Origin of the sequence: Paenibacillus sp. NPDC101420, from assembly GCF_050277435.1 — a bacterium.
Classification (GTDB): domain Bacteria; phylum Bacillota; class Bacilli; order Paenibacillales; family Paenibacillaceae; genus Paenibacillus_AQ.
On the sequence record NZ_JBNNSE010000002.1, the window covers coordinates 1,192,473 to 1,212,650 of the forward strand.

Here is a 20,178-nt window from a genome sequence, read left to right on the forward strand (position 1 = left end):
AAATTACTTAGCAATCCATCCGTTAGCACCAGTGCCGCTTTCCTTCACATAAAAAGTGGCTTTCGCTACACCATCTGTTCGCATAGCCAGACTGCCAATCGGAGCGGTAATCGTTCCCTCAGGCGATCCTTCCACGATAAATACTGCAGGAAGTAATGTTCCACCAACGAGTCGGACTGCCCGTTTGAAGTTGCCATAGGTAGAGAACCATTCAGTTAAAGCATACGGATTATACAAGGTACCAAGAGAAGTACCCTGCATGGCAACCAATGTTTCGAATTCTAGAATGCGTTTTACCTTTACAGAACGGGTATCAAACACTGCTACATTGTTCAGGTGCAGGAAGGGTTTAGCTGCACCATAAGATGACGCTAGCACGACTTGATTGGTCCCGCTGTTACGGACAATCATATTGTCAACAGTAACCATCGCGTCAGACTCTGTTGTGAATAATTGTAAGGTACTGCCCGTTAAGTCCTGTGCATCTATCGTCCCCACATAAAGATCTCCTCCGTCGATTCGGACTCCGCTTGCTAAGGTGGAACCCGAGCCGTACATCCCTAACGAGCCGATATGCAATCTTGGTTTTCCTCCAGCAGCATTAAACGCAGCGTAGATCGCGGGGCCGCCGATTCCATCGAACTTTGCGCTTCCGATATCAATAAATTGTGAATAGATCGTTTGTAGACCGTAATTAGCTTTATGATCCGTCGAGCGAATAGACAAATGGTTGATTTTTAGCGTCAATCCATAGGACAGCAATGCTGGACTTACTGATCCACTTACACGCATATCTAGTGAACCGATGTCGAGAGTCCAGAGTCTCGTTATCTCATCTGAAAGCCCAGTTGTCATATCATTGCCGAAACCAGTTGTTGTCAAAGAGTCGAATCGTTGATAAAAGCTACGCGTTCCCTTGAAGATGTCGGGTTCTACATCGAGTGAATTGGCGCCATTAAACCCAGGTGCACCACCGCGACTGTTATTTAATACCGCTCTGTTGACATGAAGCTGGTCTACAAAATGGACTACAAAGTTCTTTCGACCAGCCGTTTCACAGTACGCATATCCGATATGCACATTAACGGATGGGATATCTTCTGTCCCTCCAATGAAAATATTATCACCATAGCAATCATGAGAGTACACCGATTCGATCGTTATATTTTGCGAAGAAGAAATGAACAAGCCATGAAGTTGATCGTTGACGGCTGTTTTAACAGTCGAAGCACTTCCGTCTATTTCGAGGCTGCCGGATATCGTGATGTTTGCGGCATTTAACATAACAAGAACTCGAGTATCCGATGGTGGGTTAGGGGCAAGCACCAATTTTGAGCCGGCTTCAAAGCTTAGGTTAGTTCCGGTTGGAATACGAAGACACCACCAATCTAGGACTGAAGGGTTACGCATGTGGCCGGAAGAGACTTTATATACACCAGGCGGAAAAATAACGACCTTGCGTTTGGCATTTCCAGCATTAATTGCATTTTGAATCGCGACGGTGTCATCTTTGGTACCATTCCCTGTAGCTCCATAAGATCGAACATTCACGTAACCGTTAGTTTCAGGATCTAATTTAATAGAAGTGACTGCTCCGTCCGCAATAACGGACGTTGTTACAGAATTATCTGGAATAGGTGCAGTTGCCATATACTTCACTCCTTTATTTTTTGATTTGAAATATAAGGCTAAGTTTCGCGTTATAAATCATCCTTATATTTCTACGAGTAACGGTTGTCGTCCATAAAGGATGACAACATCGTTTCTTCTTAAGTATTTTATGTGAACTTTTCTACAGATGCATGGTACAAAGAGCACTTTACAGGGCGAAAGGAGTTTTTTATTTGAAGGTATTAGTAACTGGGGGGCTTGGTTTTATTGGGTCACATGTTGTTGACCGGCTTATAACAGAGGGGATCGAAACTGTAATTGTAGATAATTTATCGGGTGCTTCCGGCTCATTCTATAGAAATCCTTCCGCTCTTTTATATCCGTACGACATTCGGGACGAGACTCTGGGTGAAGTCTTTATCCGTGAGAAACCGGATGTGGTCATTCATCTGGCTGCACAGATTGACGTAAGAGAATCTCAGCGCAATCCATTGTTTGATGCGAATGTGAATATTGTTGGCACACTTAACGTCCTGCGGATGTGTGAGGCCCATCAGGTTGAAAAGATCGTGTATGCCTCATCGGCCGCTGTATACGGTAATCCTGAATATTTGAGCATTGACGAGAAACATCCCTTAAATCCTGAATCTTGTTATGGGGTATCAAAAAGTGTTCCTGAGTCTTATATTCGGATGTTTGCCAGCATGCATGGGCTGAAGTACACCATTCTTCGTCTTGCGAATGTATATGGACCTCGACAAAGCTCGCATGGTGAAGCTGGTGTCGTTTCGATTTTTCTGGATCGCATAAAGCAAGGCAAGGAGCTTGTGATTTATGGGGATGGAGAACAGACCAGGGATTTTGTCTATGTTGAGGATGTTGCACAGGCGTTTGTAAATGCGGCTTGTACAGATGAGAATGCGGATAATCAGATCATAAATATTAGCTGCGGGGTGGCGACCTCCATTAATACGATTGTAGAGATGATAGGCTGTATTACAGGTCGGGAATCCCAGACAACCTATGAACAGGCTCGACCGGGAGATATTCTTCACAGCTATTTAAACAATAGTAAAGCAAACGAGTTGATGTCCTGGTCACCTCACCATAATCTTAACCAGGGACTCAAGAAGACGATTGCAGCCCGATTGACTGTAGGCAGTGCTGTGGACCATTAATCGCAAATATCGAAAGGGGTCATCCCCATGGAACGAAAATTAAATTCGGAAATGTTTGTTCTACGTAGTATAGCCTGCTTAAGTATAGCGCTGTTACATGCTTTATATCGAGTCTATGACGATGGGAACACGCCTTGGGTAGAGTCAGTGGGTCTACTGCTTACATTTGGCACACCGGTATTCGTATTTATCTCGCAATTCGTATTGTCTTTTGCATACCCGGACGGAATTCCCGCGAAATTTTGGGAGAAACGGATCAAGTATATTTTGCTTCCTTACTTTTTTTTCGGAGCTTTGTACGCAGGGTTAAAAGGATTGGATATGGCGGGCAGTGAGGGGATTCCGCTTCTTCAAGCTTTTTGGTACTTTCTCTGGCGTCATTGGTTACTTGGCGATTTTCATGGCTACTTTATCCTAATTATCTTTCAGTTTTATGCCTTGTTCCTCTTATTTCAAAAGCATGCCAAAAAATTCACTCCACGCTCTATACTGATTGCGTCATTCGTTATTAATGTGGCTTACTTAGGTTTTTTCAATTTCACCAAACCCGTAGATACGGTAGCTGCTCAATATATTTGGGATAAATTGTATTGGGTTTTCTCTCCGGGGTGGATTTTCTACTTTACTGTGGCTTATTACTTGGGGCGAAATGAGGCTTGGTTCCGGGAAAAATTAAAACAGTTCCGTTTAGCTGTCTACGTGCTTCCAGTTGTAACAGGCGCGTTTGTGCTATTCGTGAATGGGCAAGGCTGGATTACGGCACATAGTTCCAAGAGAATTGATATGTTACTTTTCGCCATGAGCATGATTCTACTACTCTTCACAGTGGCTTCTGCATTGAAAAAAGTGCCGCGTGTGCTGGAGTGGAGCAGTAGATACTCCTTCGGCATATATTTGCTTCACCCGTTGTTGTTGGCTTTATTCGTCAAACTTCCTTCTTCGTTCGGGTTGCAAAACCTTGGACTATTCAGTGTGCTTCTCCAATTTGTCGGATGTGTGGTTGGATCGGCGATCATCATGAACATAGCGAATCGTATTCCAGGCGGAGCCTTTGTGTTCGGTCGAGTGGGGGTTGGAATCAATCAGAGAAAACCCCCGAAACCGCTAGATAAGCCCATAAGCTCTAGTATAGGGAACATGAACTAGCTAGAAATTGACCACTAAACTTCCGTTTTTCAGGTGATTAGTGGTCTTTTAATATTGTCTTGGCTCTTACATCGCACTAGTTTCGGACCGTATAGTTCTTATTTCCATAAAAACACACATTTTGGTAGTGGGTTTGGGCAAAAAGCAGCATCTGAGTCCGATAATCTCACAAAATGGCCAAAACCATTAAAATAAGGGCTCCTCAGACCGATCAATAATCGAGGGGATCTGAAATAGTTGGAATTATCGGTGAATCCAATTATAATGGGTTTCTTGATTAAATGTAATTATGAATATTCAAACATTTACATCCAGAGAATAATGCATCGTGCAGAACTTTAGGAGGAAACGAGAGTGGAACTTGGAATAAGTACCTTTGTCGAGACAACGCCCGATGTCCAAACGGGTGAGACAATAAGTCATGCAGAACGACTACGTGAAGTAGTGGAGGAAATTGTACTTGCTGAAGAGGTGGGACTAGATGTATACGGAGTGGGCGAGCATCATCGTAATGATTATGCGGCTTCATCACCTGCGGTTGTGTTAGCGGCAGCTGCATCGTTGACTTCGAAGATTCGGTTGACCAGTGCCGTGATGATCCTGTCTTCAGCAGATCCCGTACGTGTATTTCAAGATTTTGCAACGCTAGATGGCATTTCGAATGGACGTGCAGAAATTATGATCGGCCGCGGTTCGTTTACAGAGTCTTTTCCTTTATTCGGCTATGATCTGAAAGATTATGAAGAACTCTTTAATGAGAAGCTGGAATTGTTATTAGCCATCCAAAAGTCAGAAAAAGTAACCTGGAGTGGCAAACATCGAGCAGCCATAAACAATCTGGGGATTTACCCGCGTCCGGTTCAAGATCCGTTACCGATTTGGATTGGGAGTGCAGGTAGTCCAGAATCTGCGATTCGCACTGGAGCATTAGGTTTACCCTTTGTATTAGCTATTATTGGAAATGTTCAACCGCTTGATTATGCGAAGCATGTGCAGCTTTACAAAAAAGCAGCGGCTGAAGCCGGATATGATCTTTCAAGCCTGCCTATTGCCTCACACTCACACGGGTTTATTGCTGAGACTAATGAGTTAGCACTGGAGAAATTTTTCCCTTCAACGCATGCTCGGACCAATGTGCGGGCGAAGGAAAAAGGGACACCCCCATACCATCGTTCCGATTATGATGCAGCATGCAGCTTTGATGGCGCTCTGTACGTAGGTGATCCAGAAACCGTTGCGAACAAAATCATTCATCTTCGCAAGCATGTTGGAATTACACGATTCTTTTTACATATGCCCCACGGTACAATGCCTCATGAGGATGTTATGAAGGCGATTAGACTGCTGGGAACAGAAGTAGCTCCTCGTGTTCGTGAAGAAGTAGCACGCTGGGAAGCAAGTAATCTTTAACGAATAAGCTGCGTCCTTAGGACGTGGCTTTTTTTGTGCGGTATACTAAAATAACGAATAACGTTATATAAGGGAGGAGCAATGGAGACTATTCATTATTTATCTCAATTCAATTTGCTTCAATCGTTAGCGCTGGAAGATCTAATGGAAATGGAAGAGTTAACTCGAATAACAGTAGTCCCGAAAAATACATATATCCAGACACCGACAACCTTCTCTGAAGGATTATTTTTTGTGAAAAAAGGAAAGGTGCGTTTATACCGATTGAATGCGGATGGGAAGCAGTTTACTTCGGATATTCTGAGTGAGGGTAATGTTTTTGGTGAAATGAACGTGATTTCGTTTGGAACCAAAGATCATTACATTGAAGCCATGGAAGAGTGTCATATCTGTACAATTGATCCTGTAAGATTTGAAGATTTCGTAGCTACTCGACCTAGATTTTTGATGTCGTTAATGCAAGTATTGAGCGATCGTATAAAAAGTATGAGTCAGTTAACTCAAAACCTAGCCATCGGAAATCTGCATGATAAAATATTGTGTGTTCTTTTAAAGCTATCGGATCAACTAGGCGTTAAAAGTGAGGATAATTATTATAAAATCAATGTTCCACTATCACATCAAGAAATCGCCAATTTGATTGGTGCGAGCAGAGAAGCGGTTACTGTGGCATTGCAAGAATTGGTAAAAGCTGAGGTGCTTCAGACTGGGTTCAAAACTATACGTATCCATCATGATAAGATTTTGGAAAGAAATTTATAAAGATTATGAGCTGTAAATGAGATTACATCTTTATGGTTAGAAATACCCGTATCCTAGATATAAGAAGAAGGATATCCAAGCCTTTAAAATCATAGGTGAAGGGAAGATTTATATGGAGCATAGGAAGGGAGCTCGAAAAGTTAGCGATATTCCTGCTGATGTTGTTGGACTATTGCATAAAGGACAATTACAGACTGTAAATCTAACGGAATGGCTTGCTGTGGACCATATGGTCTTGATAGAAAATGTACTGGACGAGCTAGGTTTTGGACAGGAATCCGAACCCATTTTACAAAGGCTTCGCGATTCATCGGAAAAGAAAATCATGAAGCTCATACCGGCTATCGCGCGGGAGTGGCAACAGGTATTGGAGTGCAAATCAGATGTGGAACAAGTCCGAGTATTCTCAGCATTAGCACAGCATCGTTCCGATAGTGTCCGCTGTTGGGCTGCCTATATGATCGGTCTAAATCAATCTTTAAGTCTATCGCAAAAGCTAATGGATATCCGTCCCTTTGCAGCGGATGATCATTTTGGGGTACGTGAGATTTCATGGATGGCTTTAAGGGAATCGGTCATTGCAGAATTGGATGAATCCATTAAGTTCTTAGAGTGCTGGGTTCATGATCAAGATACGAACATAAGGAGATATGCAATCGAATTGACGCGGCCACATGGGGTATGGGCGAAGCATATTACTGCGCTAAAAGAAAACCCAGCAATAGCACTTCCATTATTAGAACCACTTAAGTCAGATCCGGCAAAATACGTTCAGGATTCTGTAAGTAATTGGTTGAACGATGCGAGTAAAAGCAATCCAGACTGGGTGCAACAGCTTAGTGAGAAGTGGTTAATTTCTTCGGATTCCAAGGAAACGAAGCGGATTGTAACACGGGCAACAAGGAGTATTACTGATCTACGTTGAAAATGAAGTAATACCTTAGCCCTCTAGTAGTGCGTCACAGCAGGAGTGTGTCTCGGCATTCTCAGCTTAAGATGTTGACATTGAAGAATTATTTCACTATACTGGCTGTAATCTTATATACGATATACGTTGAAGAAGCCCAGTAGTAGCTTAGTCCCTGTTTCAGAAAGCCGGGGGTTGATGAAACCCGGTACACACTAAGAGTACGAATTACACTTTGGAGTATCTCGGCTAACACCGAGCGGAATGGCGAACGATATCTCGTCACGAGTGGCATCAATGCTGTGTTTTAGCATTAGCGTTTCATTGGTGCAATCTGGGTGGTAACACGGTTATTCAATCGTCCCTATGTCTACAATAGACAAGGGGACGATTTTTTTGTTTTTAAATATAAGGATTTATAAGTTTCTCTTCATCAACTATCCTTATATTCGCTTGGCGGACTGATGATTCGTTATAGGATATCTACTAATTTAAGGGGTGTTAGGCAATGAATATTATCGATGAACTAGAATGGCGCGATGCCATCAATCAACAAACCGATGCCGAAGGGCTTAGAGAATTGACCAACCAGAAATCCGTTTCGGTGTACTGCGGTGTAGACCCGACGGGTGACAGTATGCATATTGGTCACTTGATTCCGTTCATGGTACTCAAAAGATTCCAGCTTGCAGGACATCGTCCGGTTATGCTAATTGGCGGTGCTACAGGTACGATAGGTGATCCAAGTGGACGACAATCCGAGCGTTCATTGCAGACGCTGGAGCAAATCCAAGCTAACGTAGATGCGCTTACCGCACAAATGAAAAAACTGTTCGTTACTGATGGCGACAATCAAATTCGTATGGTGAATAACTACGATTGGACGCATAAAATCAATGTGATCGAATTTTTGCGTGACTATGGTAAGAACTTCAGCATCAATTCGATGCTTGCCAAAGATGTTGTAGCGAGCAGATTGGACAGCGGAATTTCCTTTACTGAATTCTCCTACCAAATCCTGCAATCCCTAGATTACCTGCATCTGTACCAGCATGAAGATGTGCAGCTCCAAATTGGTGGCTCCGATCAATGGGGCAACATTACAAGCGGTCTGGATCTGATCCGTAGAAAAGAAGGACCTGAAGCAAAAGCATTCGGTCTAACGATCCCGCTTATGTTGAAAGCTGATGGAACAAAATTCGGTAAATCAGCTGGAGGGGCAATCTGGCTCGATCCAAACAAAACGACTGCGTTTGAGTTCTACCAGTTCTGGGCGAACACTGATGACCGTGATGTTGTGAAATACTTGAAGTACTTTACATTCCTATCTAAAGAGCAAATTGATGCACTTGCGGAAAAAGTACAGACTGAACCGCATAAACGCGAAGCACAAAAAACACTTGCTGAAGAAATGACCAGATTCGTGCATGGTGAAGAATTGCTGGAGCAGGCTAAACGTATTACTGCTGCTCTGTTCAGTGGAGATATCAAATCCCTAACTGCTGATGAGATCGAGCAAGGCTTCAAGGAAATGCCGACCTACGAAACTACACTGGAATCTAAAAATATCGTAGAGTGGTTGGTTGATCTCGGTATCGAGCCGTCCAAGCGTCAAGCACGTGAGGATATCACCAAAGGAGCAATCTCCATGAATGGTGAGAAAGTTAGCGACGTAGCTCTGGATGTTACAGCTAGCGAAGCTATCGGGGGCCGGTTTATCATTATCCGTAAGGGTAAGAAAAACTACAGTTTGGTGAAATTGTCCTAATAAAAAGAGCCTTCCTTATGAATAAGGGAGGTTTTTTGTTGTATTTTAAGTATAGAGGCGGATCATTTGCATATTAAGTGAAATTTGAAAGGTGAAATAGCGAAAATTATGGTAAGCTTAGGATTCGTGTGATTTATGGATTAACATGATATTCTACAACTATAACAGAAAATTAGGAGTGGTAATTTGAGAAGACAAAAACCAATGACCATGGAAGAATTGATGAATGAGTTACAAGGACAGAAAACGTATCAAGAAGATCCCAATCACATCTCTTTCGAGAAATTGTTTAATGAAGCGTTTATGAGTAAGTATTCCAATTACAAAAGTTTCGATGAGTTTGTAACCAAAGGAAACTTTCAAGTAAAGACAGAAGAAGATGTTGCTGACATACCTGATGAACTTTTTGATCGTCATGTAGTTAGAGAGACTAAATTTGCGGATTGGAAATCAATGTTGGAAACAGCGAATAAGGAATACGTCCGTAATTAAAGAAACAGTGTCTGGTAATGCTCTATTTATCTTCAAAGAAAATACACTCCCCATTGTCTCGAAAGACAATAGGGAGTGTATTTTTTTATCTCTAGATATTCGACAAACTATGATGTTTTACTCATCGTTGATGCACATACCTATGATTTAATTGAAGAAATAGGAAATAGGTTTCATAAAGGTTGTATTTATATAGGAGGGGCAGAATCGTATGACAACTTGCATACAGACCTCGAGGCCTGAGACTCTTCATGTCATGTGGAAAACCGTCTCAGAGGATTGTAATTTAACCTGTGATTATTGCTATTACAGCACAGCAGGGGGACATCCTCATCATCCGATCCGAGTGATGGATACGGATCTTCTGGAGCGGTTTATCGCTCAGTACATGAAAAGATCATCTGGTATAGCGACGTTCTCTTGGCAGGGAGGGGAGCCGCTATTAGCCGGACTTCCATATTTTGAACGCGTGATTTCACTCCAAGCTAAGTACGCTCCACCTCATACGATGATCAGTAATGCGCTGCAGACCAACGGAACGCTAATTCATGAGAAATGGGCGAAATTTTTTAAACGGTACAACTTTTTGGTTGGGATTAGTGTGGACGGTCCTGAGACCATTCATGATGCACATCGTATAACGGGTTCGGGGAAAGGTAGTTATGATCTAGTTATGCGTGGGATTCGCCATCTACAGAACGAGGGTGTGGACTATAGTATTCTGACGGTGATTCATGAAGATAATGTGATGAAACCAGACGAATTGATGGCATTCTACCAGGAACAACAATTTCCTTATATTCAGTTTATCCCTTGCATGGATTTTGTCTCACAGAAGAGTGATATGCCTGGCCGCTTTCGAATTACACCTGAACAATACGGAGCGTTTCTATGCCGTACATTTGATCTGTGGTACAACGAGGGGTATCCGGAGCTTCCCATTCGTATTTTTGAGAATATGCTTCTAGTATTCATGCATCATGAGGCGGAGTTATGCGTCCACAACTCATGCTGCCCGAAGATGGTGGTGCTTGAAACGAACGGGGATGCCTATCCTTGTGATTTCTTTATTGATGAAGAGCACAAGTTAGGAAATATCGGCCATACCGACCTTGAAGCATTGCTTACCAGCCCCATATATGATGACTTTTTGTTAATGAAACCCAATATGAATGAATCATGCTATAAGTGTGAGTATCTTAGCTTTTGCAATGGGGGGTGCCCGCGCAACCGGAATTGGCTTGATGTTCATGATCGTACTGAGGTTGATTATTTCTGCCGTAGTTATAAAATGTTCTACTCATATGCCTATGAACGGATGATACTGCTAGCAAACCGACTTAAATCGGAGCAGATGCTGGAGTTCAGGAAAAGTGCCAAACCACTTCCAGGTAGAAATGATCCATGTCTCTGCGGAAGCGGGAAAAAATTTAAGAGTTGCTGTCAACCACTATAGCTCAAATTAAAAAAAAGGCTGTCCCAACAATCATGCAAATGGCTGTGGGACAACCTTTTTATTATGTTAAAGAACCATTTGATTTCTCACCATAATAGCCGCACCAGTCACCACAGCTTCTTCTTTTAATGTACCTAGGGAGAAGTGAGGTTGGTATTCAGGATAACGGTAAGTGTTACGCTGTGCCACTTCAACCGCCGTTTGGAAGAACAACTCGTGAGAGTGGATGAGCGCACCACCTAAAATGATAGTCTCAGGATGTAACAGGTTGATAACGTTGGCGAGGCCAATCCCGAAGTGAATGGCGGCTTGAGTAAATAATTCACGTGCGTGTGGATTACCATCTCTAAAGGCTTGCACGAGTACATCATAAGTTAGCTTCTCAGGCGAGACTTTATATCTTTGGAGGATCAGGTCGTTGTCATTTTTTGCCTCTGAGCGTGCACTTTGTTCTAGCGCCTGCACAGATACGAATGCTTCCAGAGCACCGTAGTTCCCATCATTATTTAATCGGGGTCCATCTGTCTGGATGATCATTTGACCAATGGCATCTTCCATATCCATCGTCCCATGAACAATACTTCCATGCGACATCATCGCATAGCGGATCCCTGCTCCAGCATGTACATAGAGCATATGTTGAATGTTAGCGTGACGGATGGACCAGCGTTCCCCAAGCAGTGCGGAATTTGCTCCGTTGTCCAACCAAGCTTTGAAGCCTGTCCGTTCCTCCACCAGAGTGCAAATCGGGAGATTGTTCCAGCCTGAAGCAGGGAAATGTAGCGGCTTTAAGATTAAACCATTTTCCCGGTCAAGCGGTCCCACGGCTCCTATTCCTATCCCAATAATTTGACTGTCCTTCAGCTGATGGTCTCTAAGGAAGGCGCGTATTTGATTACTTATGTGATCCATAAATCTTTCAGGTGTGAATGCCTGATCCATTCGCCAGTGAACAATTGATTTTGGGTTCATTTGCATATCAAATAAACCAAGGGAAGAATACAGCCTGGAAATCTCTAAACCGATGATGTAGCCGTAGGAAGGATTGATCTGGTATAAAATAGGTCTTCTGCCTCCGCTTGATTCCCCGAATCCGCATTCTATCAGCAAGCTTTCTTCCGTCATTTCATCTAATATTCGGGTCATTGTGCTTTTGGTAAGTGAAAATGTTTGTAGAAGATCTAACTTGGAAACTGTGCCTTGTTCGGCGATTCGGTCGTATAGGAGTTTCTTTGGGGATGGAATGTGTGTCGAGCGCTTTTCCACGATATACCTCCAAGCTATATATAGGATGAACTAGAAAGATCGTTTTTTATAAAGTTTGTATTTATTATCATTAATATAGTATAACGCATAAACCATAGATTGTATTTTACCGTTCAAAAACTTAATTCCATTTTGGGAAAAAGTGATATAATGAAATTACTACAGAAAATATAAGGGTGGAATCCATGAGAACAACTATGAAAACAAATGCGACGACGAATACAGACCTAAGGATAAGTCTATTGTTCCAGTTGTTTTGGGTATTTGTTCGAATCGGTCCCGTAACTTTCGGGGGAGGTTATGCGATGATCCCTATGATCGAACGGGAAATTTCCACTAAACGGAAATGGCTGGCTGAAGAGGAGATGGATGAAATTCTATCTTTAGCTGGCGCAGCACCAGGTGGGGTAGGTGTAAATGCGGCGGCATTCATTGGTTATCGTCTTGCTGGAGTGAAGGGTGCGATTGCTGCAATCGCTGGGATTACGATTCCAACCTTTATCATTGTTTGTTTGCTTAGCGCCGTTTACTCACAACTGGCCGACCAACCAAAAGTTATTGCCGCCATGACGGGGATTCATGGTGCTGTTATTGCCTTGATCCTAGTAGCAGCATATCGAATGGCTAAGAACGCTATATTTGACAAGACTACGGCTGTTACGGCGTTGGTTATACCGATTGTTTTATTAGTTTCTGGAATCAATCCCATATACGTGATCGCAGTTGGATTGATTATCGGTTTTGTATATATGCCAATCAAACAGCTCTTAGGGCTCCAAGTTCGGACAGAGAAGGATTCCTTGAAAGCTTCTGATGAAGAATCGAATTATCCAGAGTATTACATCTAGGGGGAAGCAATGTGATTTGGAATTTATTTCTTATCTTTATAAAAATTGGACTACTCTCCTTTGGAGGAGGGTACGCAATCATTCCGATGATTCAGCATGAAGCTATGGCTGGTGGTTGGTTATCTGAAAGGGAATTTCAAGAGGTAGTTTCCATCGCAGGGATGTCACCGGGCCCTGTTGCAACGAACAGTGCAACCTTGATTGGATATCGTGTAGCTGGAATTGAAGGAGCGATTGTGTCGACATTAGGTATGGTTCTGCCTTCATTAATTATCATCATTGTTATTTCCATCTTTTTTTATCGGGTGAGGGACAGTCAATGGATTAAAACGTTATTTTATGGGTTGCGACCAGTGATTACAGGCTTGATTGCCTATGCTGCGATTCGGTTTGGATTAAATAGCATGGAACACGCTTTCATTAGTTGGCAGACCATTGGCACATTGATCATTGTATTCGCTGCACTTTATGGTTTAATAAAATATAAGCTGCATCCGCTCACCATTATCGTTGCCTCTGGCATTCTTGGTGTAGCCTATTTTTAGACAGAGCCGGGACAATCCCAGATTGGAGGTAAGTACATGTCAGAGAATATACGGGCTTGCTGTTCAGCTAGTCGAAATCAAGTCGAGAAACAAGGTTCCATCGATGTTTGTAAGGAGAACACAACTCTCCAAAGATCAGAAGGGGATAAAGTTTTCTCGGGCATGATCCTTATTCCTGGAGGCACTTTTCTTATGGGGACGGATGACAAAGAAGGGTTTCCCGCAGACGGAGAAGGGCCTGCTAGGAATGTTACCTTATCTCCCTTTTTGATTGATGCAACGGCAGTTACGAATAAGCAGTTTGCTGCTTTTATCAAGGAAACAAACTACGTTACAGATGCGGAGCGTTTCGGTTGGTCTTATGTGTTTCATTCTTTTGTTTCCATGGAGACAGGGAAAAAGGTGACCCAAGTAGCTACTCAAACTCCCTGGTGGTGGGTGGTAGAGGGAGCAAATTGGTGTCATCCGGAAGGTCAGAATTCTCAAATAGACGAACGCCTTGATCATCCGGTGATCCACATATCTTGGCATGATGCTGATGCATATTGCAGCTGGGCCGGCAAACGTCTGCCTACGGAAGCGGAGTGGGAGTATGCCGCACGAGGAGGTCTGGTTCAGAAACGGTATCCTTGGGGAGACGAATTAAAACCAGGCGGAGAGCATCGCTGCAATATTTGGCAGGGAAAGTTTCCCGATAAAAATCATGCCAGCGATGGTTTTGCAGGTACCGCACCTGTAAGGTCCTATCTGCCTAACGGCTATGGTCTTTATAATATGTCAGGAAACGTGTGGGAATGGTGCGAGGATTGGTTTACTAAGGACTATCATATATCTTCCGAATCCGTGAATCCGAGAGGCCCGGTAAGTGGTGTAGCAAGGTCGATGCGCGGAGGATCGTATTTGTGCCATAAATCTTATTGTAACCGTTATCGGGTGGCGGCCAGGAGCAAAAATACACCAGACAGCTCTGCAGGAAATATTGGCTTTCGATGTGCGGCTGATTATACCGGTTGAGAATACATAAAGACTACTACATTAGAAGGAGGAACTTCTTTGTCCTCTATCATTCATAGTCAGTTTGATATCACCGTGCTGGACGTCATAAAAATTCAATATCAGAAGCGGGTCTTATTCGATTACGTCCAGTCTTGTTATACCGTCTCTTATATCCAAAAAGGTGAGGTATTGACGACATCCTCCGAGGGAGAATATGTTGCTTCTGCCGGAGACGTGATGATCCACCGTCCTAACGAGCCTTTTAATGTGATCTCCAAAATGGAAGGCGTACATTATCTGTTTAATATTAACGCAAAGGTGCGAGACGGAGATGACTTCTTCAAGTTATTCCCGCTAGGCAAGGTGATTCGGATTCGGGATCAAAGCGAATATGAGCGAAGGTTTGACGAGCTGCGAAGCCTGTGGTTGCAGGAGGAGGATGATTTCAGAAATGTTCAGGTCGGTTCATTGGCATTTCTTCTCCTTTATGAAATTATGGAGAGCACCAAGCTTGGCGGGCGCCGCTCATCACGAGATCCCTATGTCACGGACCGCTTTAACGAGGCGTTGAAATATATGGAGGAGAGACTTGATCAGGAGATTAGTAGAGAGGAGCTTTCCAAGCTATATCATATGAATCCTGTTTATTTTAGCCGGGCGTTTCAGAAAATATATAAATTGACACCTATGCAAATGTTACGAAAATTACGGCTGCAGCAAGCTAAACAAATGTTGGAGTATACGGATTATACCATCGAGCATATCTCCCAGAGCTGTGGTTATTATGATGCTTCACATTTCAGTAAGGTATTTCGTGGCGAATACGGCAGGGGTCCGGCAGAGTACCGAAAAAGTATCGAATATACAAAAACAAACATCGCTACTCCATAGCGGAGCTTTCCATATTCATTTACTCTATAAGCATGAGCAGATCATTCTGAACTGCCCGAATCGATGCGTAACCATTTCGATTAAAAGGAAAGGCAGGGTATAACTCATGAGAATCTTGTATTTGGATTTGGATTCGCTTCGCCCGGACCATCTGGGATGTTATGGCTATCATCGGAATACCTCCCCGAATATCGATTCAATCGCTAAAGAAGGTGTCACCTTTACCAACTACTATTGTTCAGATGCGCCGTGTCTACCGTCCCGTTCTGCTTTAATGTCGGGACGATTTGGCATTCATAATGGGATTGTAGGACATGGCGGGACCGCTGCTGATATGCGTAGAGAAGGGGCGCAACGCGAATTTAATGACCGGCTGGGAATGGAGAGTCTTCCCGCTATATTAAGGCAAGCGGCCATGAAAACCGCGTCGATTAGCACCTTCGCCGAACGGCACTCGGCCTGGACCTTTAATGCCGGTTTTCAAGAAGTGTTCAATGTTGGTGGAAGGGGGCATGAGACGGCAGAGCAGGTGCTTCCTGTGGCACTTAAATGGCTTGAGGATAATGGGGAGTCCGAAAATTGGTTTCTGCACCTGAATTTCTGGGATCCTCATACGCCTTATCGTACACCCGAGAGCTACGGTAATCCGTTCGAGAAGGAGCTTTTACCCGATTGGATCACGGAAGACGTGTTTGAGCTTCACCGGAGTAAAAAGGGACAGCATAGTATTGAAGATATGAATGCACTCGCGAAATCGCATTATCATCAGCATTTTAGGCATCAGCAGGAGATAGAGAATCGTGATGACCTGCGAGTTATCTTTGACAACTATGATGCTGGAGTTAAGTATCTGGACGAGCATCTCGGGAAAGTATTTTCTAAGCTCAGAGAACTTGGCGTGATGGAAGATACTGCTATCTTGATCTCAGCGGATCACGGAGAGAGCCTGGGCGAGCTAGGGATTTACTCCGAGCACGGCACGGCAGACGAGGCGACTTGCCGTATTCCGATGATTATTCGCTGGCCAGGCGGCAAGAAGGGAATAGTGGAGGATGGGCTACATTATCACCTTGATCTCGGACCGACATTAGCAAGCCTTCTGAATTTGAAAGGGGCTCCTTCTTGGGATGGTGAAAGTTATGCTGATACCATTCTAGAGGGACATTTAGGAGGGCGTGAGTATCTCGTAATCTCACAATGCGCGCATGTGTGTCAACGCAGCATCCGATTTGAGGAATGGTTATATATACGCACCTATCATGACGGACACCATGGATTTCCGAAAGAAATGTTGTTTGATATGAAGCATGATCCTTACGAACAACATAATCTCGCCGAAGTGCGTAAAGACATTTGTATGAAGGCTGTCTATCTGTTGAATGAATGGCATGACAACATGATGAGCTCCATGGACTGTGATATCGATCCATTATGGACGGTACTTATGGAAGGTGGACCCTATCATGCGAAAGAGTATGCGAGCTCATCCTCACAGGATGCTTAGCGTTGTCCTTTTGAATGAGGAAAGAAAGACAACTGAGAAGGAGGCTGCCCCTGAAAGGGCAACCTCCTTTTTTATTTTCTGGCTTCTTGCTGATCAATTAAAGCCCCGGGAAGCCTCAAAACGGTTTTCGTCCCGCTACCTTCCTTACTGTACAGCAGAACGCCGCAGGGATCACCGTACTTAAGATTTAGACGGTTGTTTACGTTTAGGAGCCCGATATGATCACCGGATTCTATGTTCTTACCAGCCAGCAGCTCGGTTAGCTGTTCCAGTCTCGCAGCAACGATGCCTACACCATTATCTTCTACAGCGATTTCAAGCAGTCCCGCTTCGCTTTTCTCTACTGTGATCAGCAAGACTCCCTGACCTTGAGCCTCAAGTCCATGACCAAGCGCATTTTCGACAATAGGTTGAAGGATCATTTTAGGTACGGGAATGTGTAACCATTCCTGTGGACAGAACAGCTTGTAACTGAATTTGTCAGGGAAACGGCCTTGGTAAATCCTCACACAAGATTCTGCGATTTTCAGCTCTTCCCCAAGAGTTACCTCCTCCTTGCCTTTGATGCTGTACTTGAGCATTGTGCTTAAGGCGGTAGTCATTTCGTAGATTTCCCGATTTCCTTTTACGATCGCAACGCCTTTGATTGTATCTAAAGTATTGCTTAAGAAATGGGGATTAATTTGACTTTGCAAATACGAGTATTCGGCACGTTGCTTTTCCAGATCTGTCTGGTAAAGCTGGGTGTTTGCATCGATTAATTGGTCCGTCAAATCGTGAATCCGCGTTGTCATATCATTGAACTGTCGAGAGATGATTTCAATTTCAGCATAGCCTTTTAAATCGACCTTGTTGTTCAATATTCCTAGACTTCCGCCTTTTAATTGATTCATATAGCGCATAAGCCTAGACAACGGTCTTAAGAGATTCATCATGAGTACAGAGTAGGGAATAGAGACGACCAATAAGATTAATGCTAGAAGAGCATAGCTGACCTTCTTTAATTTCTCCAGTTCTTTCATTAAATTATGGACAGGAACAGCGGTTATAATTTTTCCAGAGATCTCCGGTAAGATAAAGGACTGAATTGCATATTTCTTTCCGTTAACTGTTTCGACGATTGACTCTCCATCCCTTCCAGTTGCCCGAGTTTGAAACTGCTGGAGCATGTCCTCCGGCTCATCACTATTTGAGTAGATCAGCCCTTTATCATCCATCATAAAAAAGCTGGTTCCGACTAATCGAGGGTACTCTGAAATTTCAGTTTGAATAGCCTTCATATCCACAATAACTGCGATGTAGCCAATTTTTTCGCCATATAGGGACGTGTCACCTGAAGCAAAGATGTTCATCCCGAACAGTAATTTTCTCTTGTCGATGACCTTGTCTGGAGGACTGTATCCGCGATAATGAACGATTCCATCATCCCCAGCAGTCTTCATAAGATCGACGGCATATTTGGTTCTTCCCGCTAAGGAAATACGTGTGTTAGAGCTGCCGATAACAATAATATCTAAAATGTCCGTATTCATATTTCGCGCGATACTCAATAGTCCCTCTACCTTTTGGGATAGGTCGTAGCCTCGAAGCTTATCATTCTCGACTAGGAACTTTTGGACGGTCGAATCGTATCCTACATTCATCATCATGGAAGAAACGTTGGCATAGTTGTTAGAAATCCGTTGCTTGAGAAGGGAGACCAGCTCCGTATTGTATTGCGTATTTTGATTAATGATGGTCTCGCTTGATAGTTGGTAGACTCGTGAAACGATGATTGGGATAATGGCAACAATAAATAAACCAAATAACAGAACCTGAGTACGGATGGATAATCTCTTAAATGTCTTCATTGCTTTGTTCCCTATATTGCGTAGGTGTCATTTTGAGATGCCGTTTAAAAATTCGTGTGAAGTAGAAATAATCCTGAAAACCGCATTTCTCACCGATTTGGTAAATGGAAAGGTCGGTCTCGACCAGCATTTTACAAGCGTATTCAATTCTTAATCGACTGATATGTTCGATGATGGTCTCGCCGACTTCTTTCTTGAATAATTGGCATAAGTAATTTGGACTTAAGAAGAACTGATTGGCTAAATGCTGAATCGAAATTTCTTGATTGAAGTGGTTGAGGATGTACAACATGATTTCTTTGACTTTGTGGTTTGAAATTCGTGAAATATCAGTTTCGTTTCTGTTCATAAAAATATCAAGCGTCATAAGAATCAAATCATCGATCATAGCTTCAGCCGTACCGTATCGATAATAGAGCTGTTCATATCCTTCAAAAAAACGGCCGTTAACCCGAGTCCCTTCCCGAGGAAATAAGTAGAGGATCGATGTGTAGAGCAAATAGGCTTCTTTAATGGTGAACGTTCCCTCTTTGAATAATTTCTTTATCGATTCCATGGCTGCTATAAAACCGAGCCGGTCTTTATTATGAAGAATCCGGGAGATCTCTTTGAGCTTCTCGTCGATCGGTATTTCCTGTTGTGGATTCACCGGATAACATCCAGGCATCCCCGTTGTGAACATACTGAAAGCAGCATGAGAAGCGGATTCTAAAGCCGCATCCAGTTGATGTATATCCGAAATAGGAGGACCGATCCCCACCCCGCATTCTTGTACAACCTCTGTATGTTCAAGACCCCGAAGGAAGACTTCGTATTGGCACTCTTCCAATAAGTAACCATAACGTCGGCGGCTCATCGGGAAGACCAAGGAAGAGAATTGCCCGACATCTGCGGGCGAACTTAACCCTTGGATAACAATGGGGATATGAGGGCGATCTTCCGACAAGGGGATTCGCTTCTCGTCCAACCGTAAGCTGATTCGTTCAAGATCTCCGGAACAAACCGCTTCATATAGTTCGAAGTCGTGGACAGGGCTTTCTTTAACCACCTTCGATTCGTGTTGCTGGGCTATTCGGTTAAGCATTCCTTCGATTTCTTCGATTTCAAATGGTTTCAGGCAGTATCCGAACGTACCATAATTCATCGCTTTTTGTGCATAAGCGAACTCTGCATGTCCGCTGAGTACGATGAAAATTGTATCAGGTGCGATGGCTTTACCACGTTGAATGAGCTCTAGCCCATTCATTACAGGCATTTTAATATCTGTTAGAACAAGGGTGGGGCGAAGCGATTGAATTAATTGCAGGGCTTCTTGCCCGTTTTCGGCATCGTCGATCACTTCAAAGCCGTATTTCTTCCAATTTACTCCTGCTTTAATTCCCTCTACAATCCACTTCTCATCATCTGCAATAATCACTGAACGCATAAGTGAATCCCCCTTTCTATATGGAGCTCTTAGATTTATCCTAGCGATTGTGGATCAAGGGGGGTATGGACTATCTTACGCTCACTATGTCCGATATTACGTGTCACAGGAAGGTCACCCAC

General features: G+C 43.4%; 17 protein-coding genes and 1 other annotated feature. Of the genes, 13 read left to right on the plus strand and 4 right to left on the minus strand.

What is annotated here, in order from left to right:
• Positions 1 to 3: 3 nt before the first annotated feature.
• Positions 4 to 1,650: a glycosyl hydrolase family 28-related protein gene (locus ACQKMP_RS14380; protein ID WP_042189076.1), complete on the minus strand. Its 1,647-nt coding sequence runs from the start codon at positions 1,648 to 1,650 to the stop codon at positions 4 to 6.
• A gap of 194 nt (positions 1,651 to 1,844) precedes the next feature.
• Here ACQKMP_RS14380 and ACQKMP_RS14385 point away from each other — a divergent pair, with 194 nt between their 5' ends.
• The 8 genes from ACQKMP_RS14385 (at position 1,845) to ACQKMP_RS14420 (ending at position 10,730) form a co-directional block, all read left to right on the plus strand.
• Positions 1,845 to 2,789 carry an NAD-dependent epimerase/dehydratase family protein gene (locus ACQKMP_RS14385; protein WP_427469600.1) on the plus strand — a complete coding sequence of 315 codons (945 nt, stop codon included), beginning with the start codon at positions 1,845 to 1,847 and terminating at the stop codon, positions 2,787 to 2,789.
• Positions 2,790 to 2,816: 27 nt separating this feature from the next.
• Positions 2,817 to 3,935, plus strand: coding sequence for an acyltransferase family protein (locus ACQKMP_RS14390; RefSeq protein WP_427469601.1), 1,119 nt, complete (start codon positions 2,817 to 2,819; stop codon positions 3,933 to 3,935).
• 354 nt (positions 3,936 to 4,289) lie between these two features.
• Complete coding sequence (locus ACQKMP_RS14395; RefSeq protein ID WP_427469602.1) at positions 4,290 to 5,345, plus strand: LLM class flavin-dependent oxidoreductase; 1,056 nt, start codon at positions 4,290 to 4,292, stop codon at positions 5,343 to 5,345.
• 81 nt (positions 5,346 to 5,426) lie between these two features.
• The gene (locus ACQKMP_RS14400) at positions 5,427 to 6,107 is read left to right on the plus strand and encodes a Crp/Fnr family transcriptional regulator (RefSeq protein ID WP_339241818.1); all 681 of its coding nucleotides are present in this window, start codon (positions 5,427 to 5,429) and stop codon (positions 6,105 to 6,107) included.
• Positions 6,108 to 6,219: 112 nt separating this feature from the next.
• Positions 6,220 to 7,032, plus strand: a complete 813-nt coding sequence (locus tag ACQKMP_RS14405) for a DNA alkylation repair protein (protein ID WP_427469603.1) — start codon at positions 6,220 to 6,222, stop codon at positions 7,030 to 7,032.
• A 120-nt stretch (positions 7,033 to 7,152) separates the two neighbouring features.
• Positions 7,153 to 7,383, plus strand: a binding site (T-box leader).
• Positions 7,384 to 7,522: 139 nt separating this feature from the next.
• Positions 7,523 to 8,782, plus strand: a complete 1,260-nt coding sequence (gene tyrS / locus ACQKMP_RS14410) for a tyrosine--tRNA ligase (RefSeq protein WP_042189064.1) — start codon at positions 7,523 to 7,525, stop codon at positions 8,780 to 8,782.
• 204 nt (positions 8,783 to 8,986) lie between these two features.
• Positions 8,987 to 9,274, plus strand: a complete 288-nt coding sequence (locus ACQKMP_RS14415) for a hypothetical protein (protein WP_042189061.1) — start codon at positions 8,987 to 8,989, stop codon at positions 9,272 to 9,274.
• Between the two features lie 211 nt (positions 9,275 to 9,485).
• On the plus strand, positions 9,486 to 10,730 hold the full coding sequence (locus ACQKMP_RS14420; RefSeq protein ID WP_427469604.1) for an anaerobic sulfatase maturase: 1,245 nt from the start codon (positions 9,486 to 9,488) through the stop codon (positions 10,728 to 10,730).
• A 66-nt stretch (positions 10,731 to 10,796) separates the two neighbouring features.
• On the opposite strand, the gene ACQKMP_RS14425 is transcribed toward ACQKMP_RS14420, so the two are convergent.
• Complete coding sequence (locus ACQKMP_RS14425; RefSeq protein ID WP_427469605.1) at positions 10,797 to 11,996, minus strand: ROK family protein; 1,200 nt, start codon at positions 11,994 to 11,996, stop codon at positions 10,797 to 10,799.
• A gap of 185 nt (positions 11,997 to 12,181) precedes the next feature.
• Here ACQKMP_RS14425 and ACQKMP_RS14430 point away from each other — a divergent pair, with 185 nt between their 5' ends.
• The 5 genes from ACQKMP_RS14430 (at position 12,182) to ACQKMP_RS14450 (ending at position 16,780) form a co-directional block, all read left to right on the plus strand.
• A complete protein-coding gene (locus ACQKMP_RS14430; protein WP_427469606.1) occupies positions 12,182 to 12,844 on the plus strand; it encodes a chromate transporter in 663 nt (220 codons plus the stop codon).
• 11 nt (positions 12,845 to 12,855) lie between these two features.
• Complete coding sequence (locus tag ACQKMP_RS14435) at positions 12,856 to 13,389, plus strand: chromate transporter (protein ID WP_427469607.1); 534 nt, start codon at positions 12,856 to 12,858, stop codon at positions 13,387 to 13,389.
• Positions 13,390 to 13,425: 36 nt separating this feature from the next.
• Complete coding sequence (locus tag ACQKMP_RS14440) at positions 13,426 to 14,403, plus strand: formylglycine-generating enzyme family protein (protein WP_427469608.1); 978 nt, start codon at positions 13,426 to 13,428, stop codon at positions 14,401 to 14,403.
• 39 nt (positions 14,404 to 14,442) lie between these two features.
• Positions 14,443 to 15,276, plus strand: coding sequence for a helix-turn-helix domain-containing protein (locus ACQKMP_RS14445; RefSeq protein ID WP_379423915.1), 834 nt, complete (start codon positions 14,443 to 14,445; stop codon positions 15,274 to 15,276).
• 106 nt (positions 15,277 to 15,382) lie between these two features.
• The gene (locus ACQKMP_RS14450) at positions 15,383 to 16,780 is read left to right on the plus strand and encodes a sulfatase (protein ID WP_427469609.1); all 1,398 of its coding nucleotides are present in this window, start codon (positions 15,383 to 15,385) and stop codon (positions 16,778 to 16,780) included.
• A 71-nt stretch (positions 16,781 to 16,851) separates the two neighbouring features.
• Here ACQKMP_RS14450 and ACQKMP_RS14455 read toward each other — a convergent pair whose 3' ends face one another.
• Positions 16,852 to 18,630 (minus strand): cache domain-containing sensor histidine kinase, encoded by a 1,779-nt coding sequence (locus ACQKMP_RS14455; RefSeq protein ID WP_076298786.1) that lies wholly within the window; start codon positions 18,628 to 18,630, stop codon positions 16,852 to 16,854.
• Entirely contained in the window at positions 18,617 to 20,056 is a 1,440-nt protein-coding gene (locus ACQKMP_RS14460) for a response regulator transcription factor (protein ID WP_427469610.1), read from the minus strand. The genes ACQKMP_RS14455 and ACQKMP_RS14460 overlap by 14 nt, the downstream gene beginning before the upstream one ends.
• Between the last annotated feature and the right edge of the window lie 122 nt (positions 20,057 to 20,178).